Source organism: Candidatus Culexmicrobium sp., from assembly GCF_058356305.1.
In genome coordinates this window covers 18,327-36,107 of the sequence record NZ_JBTVBB010000026.1, presented here as the reverse complement: position 1 = coordinate 36,107, position 17,781 = coordinate 18,327, and the positions used below count along the sequence as shown (strand labels likewise).

Genomic DNA, 17,781 nt, shown 5'->3' with positions numbered 1-17,781 from the left:
ATTATACCTTTAAACTTTCATCTTTACATAATTTAGGGTAATAGTTTTACTCTTTTCTTCACTGTTATTGATGATGTTGACATGATGATTCTGCATTCTTCACGCAGTCACGTAATGTCTCTTCTACTATTCCTTCTGATGTTGTGTCGTTGTCGTGGATTTTGTGATTTTCAACTATGTATGCTTTTACATCTTCACCTAGTTCGAATATTTGTGGGCATATGGTGGCACATAGTCCACATCCAATGCATGTTACTTTATTTATTGTGACTTTATATTTAGTCATGGAGTCCCACTGTTAACTGTATCTTAAATTTTGATATAAGTTTTATTAACTGTTAGTATTAGGTTGGATGGACAACTTTATAACTGTAAAGCCACTAAGTATTAGAGTGTCGATTGATAGGTTTGCTAGAAAAGAGCTCTTCAGTGTTCCTAGAGGTTTTATTAGGTCTGGGAGGCGGCCTGATATTAGCTTAGCTGCAGGCGATCCTGACTTTAATCAGCCTAGATTTATTGCTGATGCTATTGCTAGGGCAGTTTTGGATGGATATACACATTATACTTTTGATGGTGACCCTGAATTTAAGGAGGCTATTGCAAACTATTATAGTAAGTATGGTGTTAATGTTGACTCTAAATCTCAGATATTGCTAACTTCTGGTGGTTCACCAGCTATTTTTAGGGTTTTAGGCACCTTTGTTAATCCTGGTGATCAAGTGATTATAATGGATCCAACTTTTCAAGCTTATGAGCGTTGTATAAGGTATTTTGGCGGTGAGGTTGTTAGGGCTCCTATGGTTAAGGGTGAAGATGGATATTTTAGGCCTAATATTGATGGTATTAGGAAAGTTATTAGTGAAAAGACTAAGTTGCTTATTATCTGTAATCCTGATAATCCCACTGGATGTGTTTATACTGGGGATGAACTTAGACAGATTGCTGACCTCGCCATTGAACATGACTTTCTAGTTATGTCAGATGAAATTTATACTGAGTTTATTTGGTGTGATAGACCTCATGTAACATTAATGTCCATTTCCGGCATGGAGGATCGCTCTATAATTGTCATGAGTTTCTCTAAAATGTTTGCCTGGACTGGTCTCAGGGTTGGATTTATTATTTCTAGTCCAGAAATTATTAGTTTGATTAAACGTGTTCCCATGGGTGTCTGTCCTATTGCTGTTCCTATTCAGAGGGCTGGAATTATAGCATTAAGGGAAGGATGGAATTTTGTTGATATGATGAGACAAGAGTATTTAAAGCGAATAGAATTTTGTGTTAAGAGATTAAATGAAATACCTGGAATTCATTGTGTAAAGCCTGAAGGAACTTTTTATGTTTTTCCAGACATTTCTGAGATAAATTTAAGTTCTAGAGATTATTGTGAAAAGCTACTTGAGAGTGAAGGTGTTTTAGTTGTTCCTGGTTCAAATTATGGTAGTATGGGTGAGGGTCATATTAGATTGGCACTTGTGAAGCCCATAGAAATCCTTGAGGAGGCTCTTGATAGAGTGGAGAGATTTACAAGGAAGATTGTAGGGTAAAATTAGGCTTAACTTAAAATACTGCCTTTTCCTATTAGTTGTGTCGTATTCTATTGAAAATATTTTCTTTATCTTTTATTCCAAAAGGAATATAAGCTTTTTAGAATTAATTTTACCTATGCTTCCAAATTTGGAGGAGATAGCTAGGAAGAGGAAGATGCTTGGTTTAACTCAAAAGGAATTGGCTAGATTGGCTGGTGTTAGTCAATCTTTTATTGCTAAAATTGAGTCTGGGAAAATTAATCCTTCCTATACTAGGGTTAAGGCTATCTTTGATGTTTTAATTCAATTGGAGAATAAGATGAGTTTTCGTGCTAAGCATATTATGCATGAGAGGGTTGTTGGTGTTCAGAGGGGGGATTCTGTTTCAAGGGCTGTACAATTGATGATGGATTATGGTTATTCTCAACTGCCTGTTTTTGATGGTGATAGGGTTATTGGAAGTATATCTGAGAAGACTATTTTGAATTTAATTGCTTCTGGCAGGGATATAGTTGAAATTTCAAGTGCTCCTATTGAGGAGGTTATGGATGAAGCCTTCCCTCAAGTTGATGAGAATACTCCTTTAACTCTAATTTCAAGTTTACTTCAAGTTTATCCTGCAGTTTTAGTTTTGAGAAGGGGGAGGGTTGTTGGAATAATTACTAAGGCTGATCTTTTGAAAATAATTAAATGATTACTGGCCATGGTTTTTCATTAATTTTTCTCTAATTTCTCTGTATTCCCTCTTTCTTTTAAGTGCTAACATTAATTCTAGGTATAGGTATTGTTTATGGTGGCTTGATTGTAAATTGCCATACTTATCGTATATTCTTATTTTCGCTGACCATGGCTTCTTATTTTGTTCAACAATTAAAATTCCTTCTCTAGGTGGGATTGGTAATAGTCTTCTTAGTTTCCCACTTTTTAATATTTGCTTCCTTGTGAATATAAGTTTGGTCATTATTTTCTTCTTAGTTGTTTTCTCTTTTATTTTCTTCTAACTTATGTTGGCTGAGTATTATTTTTAGTTAAAGTCCATGCTATTATAGTTGTAGCTATACAAATTATTAATGCATATAGGCTTGCAATTCTAGATGGAATTTTAATTAAGTTTGTCATTAACCAGTATGAAAATATGAATGTTAATGCTCCAATAGACCATATGTTTCCATGGGTTATTATTTTTAGTTTTTTAAATTTCATTTTTGCCCATTTACTCTTCTTTGTCAATAGTTTCTGGAATTTTAGGGCATTTCCGTATTCCTTGAATTTAGCTTTATATGTACTTCCATCATTGAAGACTACTTCTACAATATATTTTCCTTTAACCTTTTTTGGATACTCTACTTTGAATACATTTGAGTATAGAATATTGTCTACTATGTATAGTGTTGGAGCCATTTGAAGCATTGTATAGTATATTTTTTTGATTGTTGATTTTGGTTTTCTTTTTTCGTAGATTGCCTCGTATATTTCTGGGTCCATTAATGTTGCTGTTTGATGTACATCTCTGAATATTACTATGTTTTCACTGTCTTTGATTACTTCCTTTGGTCTGAATTCAACTTTATATTTTTTAATTATTTCTTGGAAGTTTAATCCTCTAAGTATGTCTACTAGTGTATTGTATAGTCTCTCTGCATCTTCTCTGTGTAGTTCAATTATTATTTTATCTGTCTTGTATAAAACTCCGCTTTTATTGATTGTTCGCCAATAAATGGCAACTTTATTTTCATCGTGTAGGTCTATTCTTTCTAAGTTTTCTAGTGGAATTGTCTTTGTAGGTATTCTTTCTTCTATCATTAATATTAATGGTATCATTATTGCTTCATATCCAAGATATATTCTTATCTCTCTGGAATTTAGTTCAACTATTGCTTCTTTACCCCAAAATTGTAGGGTCTCCATATTCATGTTCTTTTCACTTGGTATTAGCTGTTCCTATATTATCCTTTGCTTTCTGAAACTGTTAAATATTTGCAGGTTGTATGGAGATTCCATGTGGAGAGAAAATTTCAAGTGTTTCTATATTTGTATTCGGTTTACTAAAATCTATGTAGGCTGAATCCTACCTTCTCCTATCAGTATTGAATTTCTATTTTAAATGTTTAATAGTAGTTGTTTCTATTTGTATTTGGATGGATATGTATCGGATTTTAGGTAGGACGAATTTAAGGGTTTTTGTTATTGGTTTTGGTGGTATTCCTATTAGAGTTCTCAGTGTTGATGGTGCAGTTAAGGTTGTTAGACGTGCTTATGAGCTTGGAGTTAACTTTTATGATACCGCTAGGGGTTATGGGGATAGTGAGCGTAAAATTGGATTGGCTTTAAGTGATGTTAGAGAGGATGTTATTATTGCTACTAAGACTCCTTCAAGGGATTATGATGGTGCTATGAGGGATTTGGAGAAGAGTATGAGTGAGCTGAATGTTGATTATATTGATGTTTGGCAACTTCATAATATTAGTAGATTGGATGTTTTGGAGAGGGTTTTATCTGATGATGGTGCCCTTCAAGCGTTGAGGGATGCTAGGCAGGATGGGAAAATTCGATTTATAGGTATTACTGGTCATAATATTGATGTCTTGTTAAGGGCAATTGAAGCATTTCATTTTGATACTATCCAATTTCCATTTAACTATATTGCTGATGATGCTAAGTATAAGCTTATTCCTAGAGCTAGAGAGTTGAATATTGGTGTTATTATAATGAAACCATTAGCTGGAGGTGAGCTTTCATATCCAATTGCAGCTCTAAGGTATATTTTGAGTCATGATGTCTCTGTGATTATTCCAGGTATGAAGAGTATAGTTGAAGTTGAGGAGAATGTTAAGTCTATTCTTGAGAATCCAGTGTTGAGTGATGAGGAGTCAAGATTAATTGAAGAGGAGCGAAGTAGACTTGACAAGGTTTTCTGTAGAGGTTGTATGTATTGTATGCCATGTCCAAATAATATTCCAATTTCACAGTTACTTAGAATTCAACAGTTTATTAATAGGACTGGTTTCTCAGATCTAGTTTTAAGGATTTATGAGAGGGCTAAGCAAACTGTTCCAAATTGTACTCTCTGTCTTCAATGTGAAGATAAATGTCCCTATGAATTACCTGTAACTAAGCTTATTAGAGAAAGATTCAATTGGTTTGAAGGAGAGTTAAAGTCTAGGGGTCTAATTTAAATTTAATTAAGCTTCCCTTCTCTATATTAAGTGTTAATTTGACAGTGTTCAGTTAAGCTTAATTTACTACCCTTATTATTGTTTGACATACACCATATTCCTCAGCTTTTACATGTATGATGTAGTTGCCCTGCTTTTTCGGTAGTTTCTCTAACTTTACACTCCAATTTCCATTTGAATCTGATATTCCAATGAGTTTTTCTCCCCATGTAGTTGAAACTTGTACTTTAATATTTCCCGCTGGTTTTCCCCTTGAGTCGAAGATTTTCCCTTCAACACTTACTGATATTGGTATTTGATGCAATCTAATCATGTTGGGTTTAGCTGAACAAGTTATAATCATCGAGTATCACTAGTTAATTGTTACTCCCATACTTAAATCTTCCTAATTTTAAATGGATGATTAATTATTTCAATTCATGAATTAACGAAAAGATTATAACTTCATTTACCTTATAATTTTGTTTATCCTTGTGCTCAACATTTCAATTTACAGGCCTGTGAGTGGAATGGTTGAGCTAAGGAAATATGAGGTTGAAGACATTATCTTAAAGACTCTTCTTGTCTTTGAAGTTGAATTTGTTGATGAAGACGGTAATCCTATCCCCAATGTTGAATATATCCTATATTTGCCTGATGGAAGTATTAAGTGTGGTAAGACTGATGAAAATGGTTTGCTCAGGGAGGAAAACATTCCTGAAGGTGACATTATTTTAGAGTTAGCTGATGGAAGATGTATTATACCAGCTAATTTATGAGGGGATTACATGTCGGATATAGTTTATACAGTTCAGAAGGGGGATAACTTATCTAAAATTGCACGTAAATTCTTACTCAGAAGTTGGAAGTCAATTTATTATTATGAGAAGAATAAGGAATTTAGGGAGAAAAGACCTAATCCCAATCTAATTTATCCTGGTGATAAATTGATAATTCCTCCAAGCGATTCTAATCAAATTAAATTTTCAAAGAAGGTTATTCGTAGATCTAGGGAGAAGAAGCCTAGGGTAATAGTTTTGTCTGAATTGAAAATTGAAGGTGCAGTTTCTCCCATTAGTGAATCTATTGTTAATTATTCAGATGAAGTTACAAAGGAGTTTGGTTCAAATGATTTTTCAAGCTATATTTTTCATGAATCAGTTGGTATTGGGAAAGTTGTAATTGACGGTATATCAGGGGTTGACTCTATTTTCTTTTTATCTGATAAACTTGCTAAAAGAAGTATTGAAAAAAGTAGTCGAATACTTCGTACCCTTAGTACTTCTCTAACTATTATTGGTTTTATAGATGGATTGTTATATGTTTACGATATTCTCTCTGGCCTCTACTTAATAGGTAGAGCTGGTAATTTTAATGAAAGACTTGCTTTTCTTGAGGGTTACGTTCTTACACTGGCAGATCTGGCTGAGGGTTATGATCTTGACAAGGAGCCTAGACATAGAATTTGCACTTCTACTTTATTGACTAGTTATAAGGCTGCTAAGAGAGGGGTGAAGGCTGCTAGGAAGGATGTGGAGAATGCTAGTAGAAGTGGTAAGGTTGATTTTAATATGGCTAGGGTTTTCGCTAGAAAGTATCCTACACCACAGGATAAAGTTAACATATTATGGAAGAAGCTTACTGAGAAACAATTAAGTAAAAATGAGTTGGCCATGGCTCCAGGTCCGCCTAGCTTTTTCCCTCGGTGAATTCGATTAAATTTGAGATTAAAATTATTGCTTAATGCACATCACTAAATTTAAATCTTAGACCTGTATATGGTCTTTCCAAGTATCTTGAAATTCACATTAGATTGACAAGTTTAGGTTTGATAATTCATCTAAAATTTTGTTAATTAATTTTTTAGTCTTTCTATTTAACTGTAAGTCTATTCTGCTTCTACCTTCTAATAAATCTCTAAATATTGTTTCAATAATTTTTACTTCCTCTCTGGGGAAGATGTTTTTGCTTTTAATTATTTTGATTATTTTTATTTTTGATGCTGTCGGGTATCCTTTATAACATAAGTAGAATCTTAGGAGTGGGAATAGTATTGATGCTAATTGATGTGAATTTACTTTATCCAATAACTTCTCATTTTTAATTTTATTTAGATGTTTCTCAAGGCTTTCCTTGAATATGATTATTGATGCTAGAATTTCATCACGACTTGGCTCTACAAGAAATTTTGTAATATCTTCTCCATAGAGTAATATGAAGCTTCTTACTAGATTGTAGTATTCACATCCAGCTCCAAGCCATCTATACACATCTATGTCCACATCTATCCAGAGACTTAGAATTCCTGTTCCTCGAATAGTTTTAGGGTGTTTAGCGTTAATTTTCTCGATTATTCTCTTTACTTTTTCTATGATCTCCTTATTTTTAGTAATTACTAGAATGTCTATGTCACTCCATTTGTTAATAAAGTCTTCTTTGCGTGCTATTGATCCAACAATTGCTATACATTTAATTTCATTTAGGTAGGGTTTGATTTGTTTTAGAAAGTTTTTGAGGGCTTTCTTATAGATTTGAGGAAGCCAATCTAATTTTTCATGTATATTAACCATTGCATTTATCATTAATTATCTTAATTTTTCTTAACTTATATAGTCTTTTAAAAATAGCCTTGATATGGTGTTGTTTATTTTGAAGTGTAGGTTTTCTTATCCAGCTGTACTAGTGTGTATTTGAAATTAATTTTTAATTTCGCTTTGAGTAAGATTTAATGGAATTAAATTTAAGGTGTATTTCAATGTTAGTTGAATGTGGATTATTTGAAGATTTCATGTTGAAGTTGAAGAGTAAAATTGTTGAATTGTTAATCATTTTTCTTGTGATGATTTTAGGTGTTGAGTTATGGGTTTACCATTTTTATATGTCTATTCCAAGAGTTGAGGTTTATCCTGGTCTATCTATTGCTTATTATTTTGAGTTTAATCGATTACAGATAGCTATTTTAATATTTATATTTTTGATTTCACCTTCTTTAAGCTTATTTTTAAGTAGGATTGGATTTCTTCTCAATTCTAGAGGAGTTTCTAGGCTTCATAGATTTATCATAAACTTACTGGTTATGCCCATATGTCTTTACTTTCAATTCTATTTTTTGTGGAGTTTTTTGAGTTGGCTTTTAAAGATTTCTCAAAAACCTAGGGGTTGGCTTATATTTTTAGTGGTTTTTATGGGTGGGTTTATGGTTTTGCTTACTTTAACTTTATTTTCATGGATTTCTTCATGGAAACCTTTTTGGAGAAGTGGGGTTTATAGGAATTTCAGAGGATTATTTATCATGTTCATTATATCTATGGCTGTGTTTTCATTTCTTCTTTTTGCAGTTGTATGTGTCTTTTCATGTGAATACCATCTAGCTGATAGACTAGATTTAAGAGAGTTGTATTTAGAGAATCCCTCATTAGCTGATGAGGTTAAGAGAGAAATTATGTTTTATACGTCTTCTGTGATTGTTTTGTTCACTTTCATTTTCATTGTTTTGTTTATGATGTTATTTCAATTCCTTTATGTATGCTTTTATGCTAGTTGACATTCTTTATTGGGATATGTTATTTCTCTGATTTTTAATTTGTTAAGATTTAGCCTAATGAAACTGTTGTAGTTTTCATAGGCATTGATATCTGTTAATAGATTTTTATGCTCTTATTGCTAGGAGGTATGCCGAGGTTGTATGTATGTCCAATCCTAACTTTCTGCTTAGTGGTATTGCATCTATGGATGTATATGCTGAATTTACAAAGTGAAGTTTACCGCCATACCTTGGAATTAATGTCTTCAGATGTGTTATGCACCCCTTTAATGCAAGCCTCGATACCTTCCTATTACCGCTCTTTCGCTCCTACTTTAGTCTTTGGTTTACTAAGTTTCTCAGCTACGTAATCCGTTATACCATGGTGATATGCATAGTCAGCTATTTTTGCTAGAGCTTTTAACCGTATGTTTCTCGCCTTCTCTTTAGGAGAGCCATGTGAGGTAACCTCTGGGAAGTGCTCATTTCTAACATCTAGGATTTCTCCTCTCCTATTCTATGTGGGTTGAACTTTATGAGTTTTCGTTGGTTAGCGATTTAACTCTATTCGTCATTATCTATATTTGGGTGATATTTTGGATGGGGGATACGTGTTTGTAACTGGTGGTGATCGTGGTATTGGACGTGCTATTGTGCTTAAATTTGCTTCTTCAAGTTTTAATGTAGCATTCTCATATTATAGGAATAGGGGTGCTGCTGAGGAGACATTGAAGATTGTTAAGGAATTGGGTGTTGATGGATTCTATATTCAGATGGATGTGGCTGATGTTGATAGTGTTAAGGATGGTTTCAGCAAGGTTTCAAATAGATTTCCATATTTAAATGTACTTGTCAATAATGCTGGAGTAGTTTTCTTTGGAACTATTGATGAAACAAGTGTTGAGGATTGGAATAGGGTTATTGACATAAACTTAACTGGTGTATTTTTGACTACAAAGTTCTTTCTACCCTTATTGAGGAGGGCTTCTTGGGCTAGTATAGTTAACTTGGCAAGTATTGCTGGTCAGACTGGTAATGTTGTTGCCTCTGCCGTTTATTGTGCTTCTAAGGCTGGTGTTATAGGGTTAACTAGGAGGTTGGCTGTTGAATTGGCTCCAAGAATTCGTGTTAATGCTGTTGCTCCAAGTTTTGTTGAGACTGATATGGTTAGAGAGTTTATTGATACTCCTGAGAAGAAGAGGAGGGTTGCAGATTTACATCCACTGCGTGATATTGCTAGGCCTGAGGATGTAGCTGAGGTAGTCTACTTTCTAGCTACTGAGAAGTCCCGCTTTATAACTGGTCAGATACTTGGAGTTAACGGTGGAAGATTTACTTATTAGTTTTAATAACTATTGTTGAGGTTTATGGTCTTGAGTGAACTTTCCAACTTGGAGGTTAGAATTCATACTGCCTTACATGTAGTTAAGGGTGCTGTTAGAAAGGTTTGGGGGCTAAGTGGACTGCCTCCACTTATGTTAAGGGTGGCCATGGCTGCTTAACAGTTCATTTTGATAGGAAGCCCACTGAAGATGAGTTGAGGGAGATTGAACGTCTAGCCAATTTAAAGGTTAGAGAGAATATCCCAGTTATGGTTGTTGAGATGGACAGGTATGAGGCTGAAAAAGTTTTTGGGGATGAAATGTACGATTTATTCCCTATTCCAAGTAATGTTAGGAGGCTTTCAATAGTGGTTATTGAGAATTGGAATATTAATGCTTGTAATAAGAGACATACTAGGACCACTGGTGAGATTGGCGTTATTCACTTGAGGAAGGTTAGGTTTAGGAGGAGTAAGGGGCTTTTAGAGATAAGCTTTGATGTAGTTGATTAACTTAGCCGAAGGTTGCTGAGATCCAGTCTCCAATGTAATGGGCTAAGACTACCACTATTAATGCTGTTAATACATGTTCTCCAACTATTTTCCATACATCTCTCCCTTGCTCCCTAGCCATTTGTAGGCTGAATATGCTTAATAGTAGTAGTCCCCAAACTACACTTACAATAATTGATGTTGTCAACTCGAATATTAGGACTGGTATGACAAATGTTATTGAGAATATGAATTTGAATAGGAAGGTGAATATGGTTGCCTCCCATATCTCCCCTGTGGTGTGTATTGCTTCAGCTTCCTCCGACATGTGTATGCCCAGTGCATCTGAGAACGCATCTGCAACTGCAATGGTTAATATTCCTCCTATTACCGCTAGTTTAGAATGTGTTCCTGAGTGTAGACCCACCATTAAGCCTAGAGTTGTTATGATGCCTGATGTTGACCCAAAGCTCATTCCAACTCTGAATGAATGCTTCATGGTTGAAATCTATCTAAAATATTATGGATATAAGATTTTCCTCTCGAAGCTTTGATCTATTTTATGAGGGTTGAAATGAATATTAATGGTGCAATCGCTATTATTGAGAGGAGTAATACTATTGTCGTTATATAGCTTAATGGCGGTATAATGCACATTATGAAGGTTAGGGCTATCAATATTAATGCATATCTTGCTAAGTCTGTTCCGCTATAGATTTCATTGATTTCATTCTTCCAACTCTCATTTCTAATTGGCTTTGATTTTTTGATTAATATTATTGTCATTATATAGCATGATATTATTGAAATGAATGCCATTGGATTCCCCGGTATTCTTTCAGGTAGTATTAGGATGTAGGTTGATATGTACAGAGCTGATAGGTATATTGCTGTTATGATCATGCCTTTTCTTCCTAGTTTTATTGATTCTAAGCTTTTCCTTCTAGTTAATAGGTGTAGTGTGCTTATTATCATTATGCTTCCTATGATTGAGCCTAGTGCTGTTTCTAGGTTGTTCTTTGAATTTGTGCTTTGGAAACTTGCTCCTATAATCATAATTAAAGTTATCAGTAATGTTTTCTTTTTACTCTTAGCCAGATATTTTCTATGTTTTGGTAAGTAGTCTTTGCTTAGAATTTCATAGGTTAAAATAGGGATTATGAAGGACATTATTGGATGCCAAAATAGGACTAGTGTTAGAAATTCAGCCCATGCTATTCCTAGAATTTTTCCAAACATTGCCCTCCCTGTTTCAATGTAGCCGGCCCATAGGACTTTTGTTATCCATGATTCATATAATCCGAAGATCATTCCCCAATGGTATAGTTGTTTTAGTGATGTTCTCCCTGTTTTTATGGCTAGGTTTAGTAGGAAGATGGTGTGTGATAAATATAGGGGCATTGTTAGTAGTAGTCCCCATGGATCTATAAACCATAGGTGTGATGCACCTGATAGTACTTCTGCATAGAACATTGATAGTGTTCCTATTAGGAGGATTGCCATTATGCTCGCCATTACTATCCATTCCATTTGTTTTTAGATTGGCTTTGATGGAATGACTATTATTTATATTTATGTTGGTTGGACTTTATCATTGTTCCCTTTAACTCTTTTGTTTTCCTCATTTTTATGTCCATGTAATAGTATATGGGTGTTCTTCTATTGGAGGCGGCCCACGTATTTCCATTCTTATCCATGGCTATGCAGCTTACTCCTCCAAATTCTTTTAGTGAGTTTATGTCTTTAATAACTTGTATGCATGCTTCCTTTACGCTTAATCCATTCTTCATATAATCTATTATGCTTTTAGCTGTTGACAGTCTAATTGTTAGTTCTCCTCTGCCTGTGCATGCTGCTCCTCCATATCTATTGTCTGCATAGTTTCCAGCCCCAATTATTGCTGAGTCCCCTATTCTTCCTGACAGTTTTAGTGCTGTGCCACTTGTTGATACTCCTACGCATACATTACCATTTGAGTCTATTGCTATTACATTTACTGTTCCATGATGTTCTAGGGCTAGTTTTTCATACCACTCCCTTAACCTATAATTTTTAATGTATTGTTCAAGGTATTTCTTGTATCTGTTGAAGCTTTCATCTAGCTCTTGAATGGCATCTCTTAGGAATGCATCATAAATTTTTCTTGAACGCTCTGTTAATAGTTCACATTTCTTGAATCCCATTATTTCAGCGAAGAGTTCTGCTCCTTCTCCAATTAATAGGACGTGGGGTGTAACTTCCATTACCTTTCTAGCTATTGATATTGGATTTTATAGTGCTTCACTCCAGCCACTGCACCAGCCTTTAATGTTCTTCCATCCATGATTGATGCATCTAGTTCCACTTCACCCAGCAGGTTTGGTATTCCTCCATAGCCAACAGTTTGCTCTAGTGGATTGTTTTCAACTGCATTTACTGTTGCTTCAACTGCATCTATTGCTGTGCCACCATTTCTTAAGATTTCAGCACCAACATGAAGCGCCCTCCTTGGTATTTCTTGTTCCAATAATTCTTGCTAAAGTCATTGTCGGGCACCATCGATTAAGTAGACTCTCTCAATATTAAACTGTAACGAATATATGTTTCAGTATAATTGTTAAAATATTGTTATTGGTTGAAAAAGATTATGTAGGTGAATTGAGTTTATATTGATGTGGATGGCTTTACAAGTCGCTTTAAATTAGTTTTAGCTTTAATTTCATCTCTCACTTTACTCTTAGCTTATCTTCTTTTCTTTTATGTTTATGTTGTGGATGTTAGGGTTGATGTTTTAATTTTGGGTGATGGTGCTGTTTTTATTGATGGTAGACTTTTTTCATCCAATTGTACTCTGACTTTTAAGTTGGTTAAGTATGGTTTTCTAGGTTTCACGGAGCCCTTAACTTTGAGGGTTAAGGCTAAGCCTGGGGAGGGTTGGATGATTGGTAAAATGCTATTTAATAATAAGTCTTGTGCTGATGGTTTTATTGAAGTTTCAGGTGATGGTGTTCTTCTAGTTGACTTTGATCGAGCTGTCTCTATTGGCTATCCTGGTGATTTGGATTTTGCTGGTTTAGATTTGGATGGTGATGGTGTATTTGACTTTATTATTGAAATTAACTTGTGGAATACTCGTAGTGTTAATGGAACTGTTAATATGACCTTTAATCTTGAACGGGGCATATTATATTATAGTCAGTGTTTATGGGATTTAACTCCAAAATATCCTGAAATTAAGATTTTTGGTTATCCTGAAATTTGGTGTGGTAATAAGCCTTGGAATGAATGTATGGCTTTAGATTCACCTATACCTATCCCTAATAGAGTGTCTAGTTTAAATGACTTCTATGTAACCTTAAATTACTCTTTAAACCATAATCCTGAACTTTCAATTAACCTTGCAGTTGAATCGTGGTTTACGAGGGATAAGTTTAGATTTACAGGTGTTTTTAATGGTGAAGTGGAGGTTATGATTTGGCTTTATTGGCATAATCTTAATCCAGCTGGTTTTAAGGTTGATGAATTAATGGTTCCACTTGAAGTTAATGGTGAAATTGTTAATTACATCTTTGAGGTTTGGTATGCTAATATGACTTGGCATTATATTGCATTTAAAATATCTAAGCCAATTAAATTTGGAGTTGTGAGGTTTAATTATGCTTCATTCATTAGATGGGTTTATGAGTTTATTGGAGAAGAATTTAGAGGCTTATATCTAGAGGATGTGGAGGTGGGAGTGGAGTTTGGTGGATCTGCTATTAAAACTGCAATTATAGACTGGATTTTATATGAATTCTTCATTGAGTACACTGATGAACGCTTATTGAAGAGTTGATACTAATCTAATTGGATGAATGCTTATTTTAATTGGCTTGTAATAAAATATATTAGCTATTTTCTGGAGAATTATTCTTATGAGAATTATTCCTAGGAGAATAGATATTGAGAGAATTCAAAGTGCTGGTCCATGGAAGATGATCTATGGTAGGAGAAAGACTGGGAAGACTTTTCTGGTTGAGAATTTTTTGAGTTATGATCGCTTCTTTTTCGTTAATAGGGATGGAACTTTGATTGATAAGAGGAACTTTGAGAAATATATCTATAGTGAGTTTATTAGATTGTTTAGGGAGTTGATTGATGAGAAATTAATTGTTATTGATGAGTTTCATAGATTGCCTGAGGATTTTCAAGATTTCCTTCATTTTCTAGGTGTTAGAGGGAGGTTGATTTTAATAACTTCGACTTTATGGTTAGCTAAAAAGCTTTTAGGGAAGGGTTCTCCACTATTGGGCTTGGTTTATCCAATTAGAATTGGATTGATTGATGAGAGGGACATTTTATTAGAGTTGTCAAAGGAGTTTAGTGGGAAAACGCTTATCGAGGCTTGTGTATATCTTAGGGAGCCAAGTTTAATTCCCCTTTTTAAGCCACCTATAAGACATTTTGTCCCAAACTTCCTATTTGAGAATAGATTTTTCATTAAGGAGCTTATAGGTGAAATTTTCACTGAGGAGGAGAAGGAGTTAACTAATGTTTATGAGGGAATTTTGAAGGCCATTGCCTCCGGGAGAAATGTAAGCACGAAGATTTCAACCCTCCTTTTTTCGAGGGGATTGATTTCCAAAGACAATCCTGGAGTTCTACAGAAGTATTTGAGTATTTTAGTGGCAATGGGTTTGCTTAGTAGAGTTAAGGTTTATGGGAAGAAGAAATTTAGATATTTCCATGTTTCCCCTATTTTAGACTTACATTTCTACTTGGAGGAGAAATATTCCTATACTGAGCTGGATGTTTCATTGGATTTTATAAGGAGAGTTGTTGAAGTGAAGCTTCCAATTCATGTTGAGCAGTATATTAGGAATCTACTTTCAAAGGTAATGGGTTTAAGTTATCAGAGAATTGAGGAGAGAGATTTTGAAGTTGACATTGCACTTTTTGAGTTTAAGAGGTTGAGGTTAGTTGGAGAGGTTAAATGGAAGGATTATGTTTCGAGAGGTGAAGTTAGAAGGTTGGAGGAGAAGTTGTGTAGATTTAAAGGTGTGCGGAGAATAATTTTTGTGCCAGATATTAATGTTCTGGAGAGGGAGCCTGAGGGAATTGAAGTTTTAGATGTTGATGGAATTGTCGAGTTAATTTCTAGTGAAGGTTAAGGTGGCTATAGATGTCCTGAAGAGTTTTTATCTGATTTTAGGGTTGCTTGACTATTTTTTGAGCTTTTACTTCAAATTGACAGTATGAGTCTCCTTTAGCTATACATTTGATTTCCCTTACTTTTACTCCCTTTCTGAATAGTTGGCTGAACCATCCTGCAATCATTCCCCTTATTAGGTGTGATTCTGGTTTATTCGATTTCTTGAAGAGTTCGCATTCGAATGAGTCGTATACTCTTACTTTTGCTTCACCCAACTCCATATCTATTTCTTCTAATTCTATTCTCCCATATCCTAGGTGTTGAAATAATGTTTTTCCCAGCTTAATTAGCTTTTCAGCATCTTCTCCAGCTATTTTAACATATTCCTTGAATGCCTCTACACTTATATTGTATCCTTCTAGGAATAGTGTTAGCTCGTAGTTTGATCCCAACTGTTCTCTAGCCTTTTTAATTAAACCCCTATATCCTCTCTTTAGGAATATTACTCCTCTTTCTTCACCTACTTTTAATGGGAAGAAGTATGGGTCGAAGACGAATCCATTGAATGTTGGTTTTAACAGTTTTACATTCAAGATGTGTGGATATCTTCTAAGTTCCAATAACATTTCATCAATGTTTACGTCTATGCTTTCAGTTAAGTCGATGAAGACTACTGCATGGCTCGGTCCCTTTATGGTGTATGAGATGGCTAAGTGAATTATTGGAATTCCCTTTAATGCAAAATTCCTTGTGATTGTGTCGAAGACTCCAATCTTATACATTGCACTTGGATCGAATATTAGATGTAATCCAACTACATTTCTATCTGGAGAATAGACGAATAATTGGAAGTTATATGGTGCTAATTCATCTTCACTAATCTTCATTAGATCACCGAATGTAAGTACTGTTTAAATTAAATAAGTCTTGCCTAGACTCAAATTTAACTCAAATTTTACAAGTTACCATGAATTCTAAACTATTTAACGCTTTTTAATTATCATAATCTTATTTTATTAGTTACTTTGGATTTTAAGTTGTGATTCTCTTTTCTCCATAGAGCTTTATAATTTAACTTTTGTAACGTCTTATGATCTTACTATTTGATTTTGAAGTGCTTATAACTGGTTTAACTGGAAAATTTTTAATTGCTTAACTTCATATCTATGATGTGGTGATGCTCTTGGAAGTGAAGGAAATTTTCATTTTAGGATTTCTCTGAGTCCAGAGTACATTTACTACGTTATATCATCATTGGTTGCTACTTCCACATCCTTCATAGCCTCAGTATATGTTGTATTCCTTATTGAAAGGGGGTTAGATTATAGGGGTGTAGCGTTGGTTGACGGCTTATACGTGATTTCCAGCGCCATTCTAGACTATCCAACTGGTGGATTGGCTGACAAGTATGGTAGGGGTAGGATAACTGCCTTAGCCTGCCTATTTTTCGGTCTTGGATTAACAATCTATAGTCTCTCGAGAACCTTGTATCAATTTCTATTGGCTGAATTTTTGGCGGCCATTGGATCAGCTTTTTATAGTGGAGCTTTTCTAGCATGGCTTGTTGATTCGCTTAGAGGGGAGGATAGAGGTGAGAGGCTTCCAGTTATACTTGGTAATGCTGGAGTAATGGCACAGATTGTAAGTATTGTTGGAGCATTTATTGGTGGATTAATGGCTGAATATAGCCTTGAACTTCCCTTCATAGCTGGAGCCTTGTCATGCTTCATAGCTTCATTCTTCGCCTTAACTCTTACCCGTGGTAGAGGGGAGGTGGTTGAGGTTGAGAGGAGGAGTTATGGGGAGGTCTTAATGAGGGGTGTAAATATACTTTTCAAGTGTAGATCTCTAATCCTATTGACTGTAAGCTCCTTCATAGTAAGTCTTTGTAGACCGAGCTTCATTCTAACATGGGCTCCATATATGAGGGATTTGGGTGCTGATAGATGGCTATTAGGCTTGACAGGATCTATATTGATGGCTGCGCTTGGGCTTGGCAATTTCATAGGGGGAAGAATGGCAAGGATTCTCGGCTTCAAGAAAACTGTAATTACATCTATCATGCTGATTTCACTCTCCTATTTGTCTATGACAATTGCCCCTAATCAGTACGCCTTCATACTTGCAAGTATGCTTTTCGAAGTTGGATTAGGAATTCTAAATCCAACTCTTAATACATGGATAAATAATTATATTCCAAGTGAAGAGAGGGCAACTGTAATAAGTCTTAGAAGAACATTAACTCTACCTTTCAATGCCTTGGGGATGGCTGCCATGGGTGTGTTAAGTGACTTGGCTTCACCGAGACTGGCATACACCTTCAGCTCCATAGCTGTCCTAATAGCAATTCCAATCTATATGAAGATGGGGGATGAAGAGACTAGTCAACATTGCCTGGGTGAAGCTGACAAAACTAGACAATAATAAGGTTTAAGTTTTACTTTAGAGGAGCTTTAACAGGGGATAAGCCATTCCATGTCCCTGGCTTAAAAAGGAGGATGACAAATATTATTGCACAGCAACAACACCGCCAACAGAGGTCGATGTTAAAAAGGAGATCTGTAAGTTTCCAGCGTCAGCGATAGATCCCACTAGGCCGCACTCTGAGTGTAGGAGATGGAGGCCGCCCTAACAATCAGTGTCACATAATT

The 17,781-nt window shown here is 35.0% G+C and carries 20 protein-coding genes and 1 pseudogene; 11 read left to right on the top strand and 10 right to left on the bottom strand.

Features of this window, described 5'->3' with window-relative positions; genetic code table 11:
* Positions 1 to 64 precede the first annotated feature (64 nt).
* Complete coding sequence (locus ACW8TM_RS07810; RefSeq protein WP_491532730.1) at positions 65 to 286, bottom strand: ferredoxin; 222 nt, start codon at positions 284 to 286, stop codon at positions 65 to 67.
* 67 nt (positions 287 to 353) lie between these two features.
* Between ACW8TM_RS07810 and ACW8TM_RS07805 the strand changes: the two genes are divergently transcribed.
* Both ACW8TM_RS07805 and ACW8TM_RS07800 read left to right on the top strand, forming a co-directional pair.
* Complete coding sequence (locus ACW8TM_RS07805; protein WP_491532729.1) at positions 354 to 1,547, top strand: pyridoxal phosphate-dependent aminotransferase; 1,194 nt, start codon at positions 354 to 356, stop codon at positions 1,545 to 1,547.
* Between the two features lie 118 nt (positions 1,548 to 1,665).
* Positions 1,666 to 2,223, top strand: coding sequence for a CBS domain-containing protein (locus ACW8TM_RS07800; RefSeq protein ID WP_491532728.1), 558 nt, complete (start codon positions 1,666 to 1,668; stop codon positions 2,221 to 2,223).
* On the opposite strand, the gene ACW8TM_RS07795 is transcribed toward ACW8TM_RS07800, so the two are convergent.
* Together ACW8TM_RS07795 and ACW8TM_RS07790 are read right to left on the bottom strand one after the other, a co-directional pair.
* Positions 2,224 to 2,490: a hypothetical protein gene (locus tag ACW8TM_RS07795; protein ID WP_491532727.1), complete on the bottom strand. Its 267-nt coding sequence runs from the start codon at positions 2,488 to 2,490 to the stop codon at positions 2,224 to 2,226. It abuts the gene before it with no gap.
* A gap of 41 nt (positions 2,491 to 2,531) precedes the next feature.
* Positions 2,532 to 3,443 (bottom strand): hypothetical protein, encoded by a 912-nt coding sequence (locus tag ACW8TM_RS07790; protein ID WP_491532726.1) that lies wholly within the window; start codon positions 3,441 to 3,443, stop codon positions 2,532 to 2,534.
* A gap of 230 nt (positions 3,444 to 3,673) precedes the next feature.
* Between ACW8TM_RS07790 and ACW8TM_RS07785 the strand changes: the two genes are divergently transcribed.
* On the top strand, positions 3,674 to 4,705 hold the full coding sequence (locus tag ACW8TM_RS07785) for an aldo/keto reductase (protein ID WP_491532725.1): 1,032 nt from the start codon (positions 3,674 to 3,676) through the stop codon (positions 4,703 to 4,705).
* A 58-nt stretch (positions 4,706 to 4,763) separates the two neighbouring features.
* Here ACW8TM_RS07785 and ACW8TM_RS07780 read toward each other — a convergent pair whose 3' ends face one another.
* Positions 4,764 to 5,048: a hypothetical protein gene (locus ACW8TM_RS07780; protein WP_491532724.1), complete on the bottom strand. Its 285-nt coding sequence runs from the start codon at positions 5,046 to 5,048 to the stop codon at positions 4,764 to 4,766.
* 166 nt (positions 5,049 to 5,214) lie between these two features.
* Between ACW8TM_RS07780 and ACW8TM_RS07775 the strand changes: the two genes are divergently transcribed.
* Both ACW8TM_RS07775 and ACW8TM_RS07770 read left to right on the top strand, forming a co-directional pair.
* A complete protein-coding gene (locus ACW8TM_RS07775) occupies positions 5,215 to 5,463 on the top strand; it encodes a hypothetical protein (protein WP_491532723.1) in 249 nt (82 codons plus the stop codon).
* 9 nt (positions 5,464 to 5,472) lie between these two features.
* The gene (locus ACW8TM_RS07770; protein WP_491532722.1) at positions 5,473 to 6,393 is read left to right on the top strand and encodes a LysM peptidoglycan-binding domain-containing protein; all 921 of its coding nucleotides are present in this window, start codon (positions 5,473 to 5,475) and stop codon (positions 6,391 to 6,393) included.
* 99 nt (positions 6,394 to 6,492) lie between these two features.
* Here ACW8TM_RS07770 and ACW8TM_RS07765 read toward each other — a convergent pair whose 3' ends face one another.
* Positions 6,493 to 7,266: a nucleotidyltransferase domain-containing protein gene (locus tag ACW8TM_RS07765; protein WP_491532721.1), complete on the bottom strand. Its 774-nt coding sequence runs from the start codon at positions 7,264 to 7,266 to the stop codon at positions 6,493 to 6,495.
* A 173-nt stretch (positions 7,267 to 7,439) separates the two neighbouring features.
* Between ACW8TM_RS07765 and ACW8TM_RS07760 the strand changes: the two genes are divergently transcribed.
* From ACW8TM_RS07760 to ACW8TM_RS07750, 3 genes and pseudogenes are all read left to right on the top strand, one after another.
* The gene (locus tag ACW8TM_RS07760) at positions 7,440 to 8,228 is read left to right on the top strand and encodes a hypothetical protein (protein ID WP_491532720.1); all 789 of its coding nucleotides are present in this window, start codon (positions 7,440 to 7,442) and stop codon (positions 8,226 to 8,228) included.
* 575 nt (positions 8,229 to 8,803) lie between these two features.
* The gene (locus ACW8TM_RS07755; protein ID WP_491532719.1) at positions 8,804 to 9,550 is read left to right on the top strand and encodes an SDR family NAD(P)-dependent oxidoreductase; all 747 of its coding nucleotides are present in this window, start codon (positions 8,804 to 8,806) and stop codon (positions 9,548 to 9,550) included.
* A gap of 24 nt (positions 9,551 to 9,574) precedes the next feature.
* Positions 9,575 to 10,041: pseudogene (locus ACW8TM_RS07750) on the top strand (alanyl-tRNA editing protein).
* Between the two features lies 1 nt (position 10,042).
* Here the strand turns inward: ACW8TM_RS07750 and ACW8TM_RS07745 are convergent.
* Genes ACW8TM_RS07745 through ACW8TM_RS07730 form a run of 4 tightly spaced genes read right to left on the bottom strand, consistent with a single transcriptional unit; the run spans position 10,043 to position 12,526 of the window.
* The gene (locus ACW8TM_RS07745) at positions 10,043 to 10,519 is read right to left on the bottom strand and encodes a VIT1/CCC1 transporter family protein (RefSeq protein ID WP_491532718.1); all 477 of its coding nucleotides are present in this window, start codon (positions 10,517 to 10,519) and stop codon (positions 10,043 to 10,045) included.
* Between the two features lie 56 nt (positions 10,520 to 10,575).
* A complete protein-coding gene (locus tag ACW8TM_RS07740) occupies positions 10,576 to 11,535 on the bottom strand; it encodes an AF_0692 family protein (protein ID WP_491532717.1) in 960 nt (319 codons plus the stop codon).
* 47 nt (positions 11,536 to 11,582) lie between these two features.
* Positions 11,583 to 12,263, bottom strand: a complete 681-nt coding sequence (locus ACW8TM_RS07735) for an isoaspartyl peptidase/L-asparaginase (protein WP_491532716.1) — start codon at positions 12,261 to 12,263, stop codon at positions 11,583 to 11,585.
* A gap of 11 nt (positions 12,264 to 12,274) precedes the next feature.
* Complete coding sequence (locus ACW8TM_RS07730; protein ID WP_491532715.1) at positions 12,275 to 12,526, bottom strand: isoaspartyl peptidase/L-asparaginase; 252 nt, start codon at positions 12,524 to 12,526, stop codon at positions 12,275 to 12,277.
* Positions 12,527 to 12,673: 147 nt separating this feature from the next.
* On the opposite strand from ACW8TM_RS07730, the gene ACW8TM_RS07725 reads away from it, so the two are divergent.
* Both ACW8TM_RS07725 and ACW8TM_RS07720 read left to right on the top strand, forming a co-directional pair.
* A complete protein-coding gene (locus tag ACW8TM_RS07725) occupies positions 12,674 to 13,834 on the top strand; it encodes a GH12 family glycosyl hydrolase domain-containing protein (RefSeq protein WP_491532714.1) in 1,161 nt (386 codons plus the stop codon).
* A gap of 79 nt (positions 13,835 to 13,913) precedes the next feature.
* Complete coding sequence (locus ACW8TM_RS07720; protein ID WP_491532713.1) at positions 13,914 to 15,149, top strand: AAA family ATPase; 1,236 nt, start codon at positions 13,914 to 13,916, stop codon at positions 15,147 to 15,149.
* Positions 15,150 to 15,186: 37 nt separating this feature from the next.
* On the opposite strand, the gene ACW8TM_RS07715 is transcribed toward ACW8TM_RS07720, so the two are convergent.
* Positions 15,187 to 16,017, bottom strand: coding sequence for a V4R domain-containing protein (locus ACW8TM_RS07715; RefSeq protein ID WP_491532712.1), 831 nt, complete (start codon positions 16,015 to 16,017; stop codon positions 15,187 to 15,189).
* A gap of 367 nt (positions 16,018 to 16,384) precedes the next feature.
* Here ACW8TM_RS07715 and ACW8TM_RS07710 point away from each other — a divergent pair, with 367 nt between their 5' ends.
* Positions 16,385 to 17,554, top strand: coding sequence for an MFS transporter (locus ACW8TM_RS07710; protein ID WP_491532711.1), 1,170 nt, complete (start codon positions 16,385 to 16,387; stop codon positions 17,552 to 17,554).
* The last annotated feature ends 227 nt before the right edge of the window (positions 17,555 to 17,781 follow it).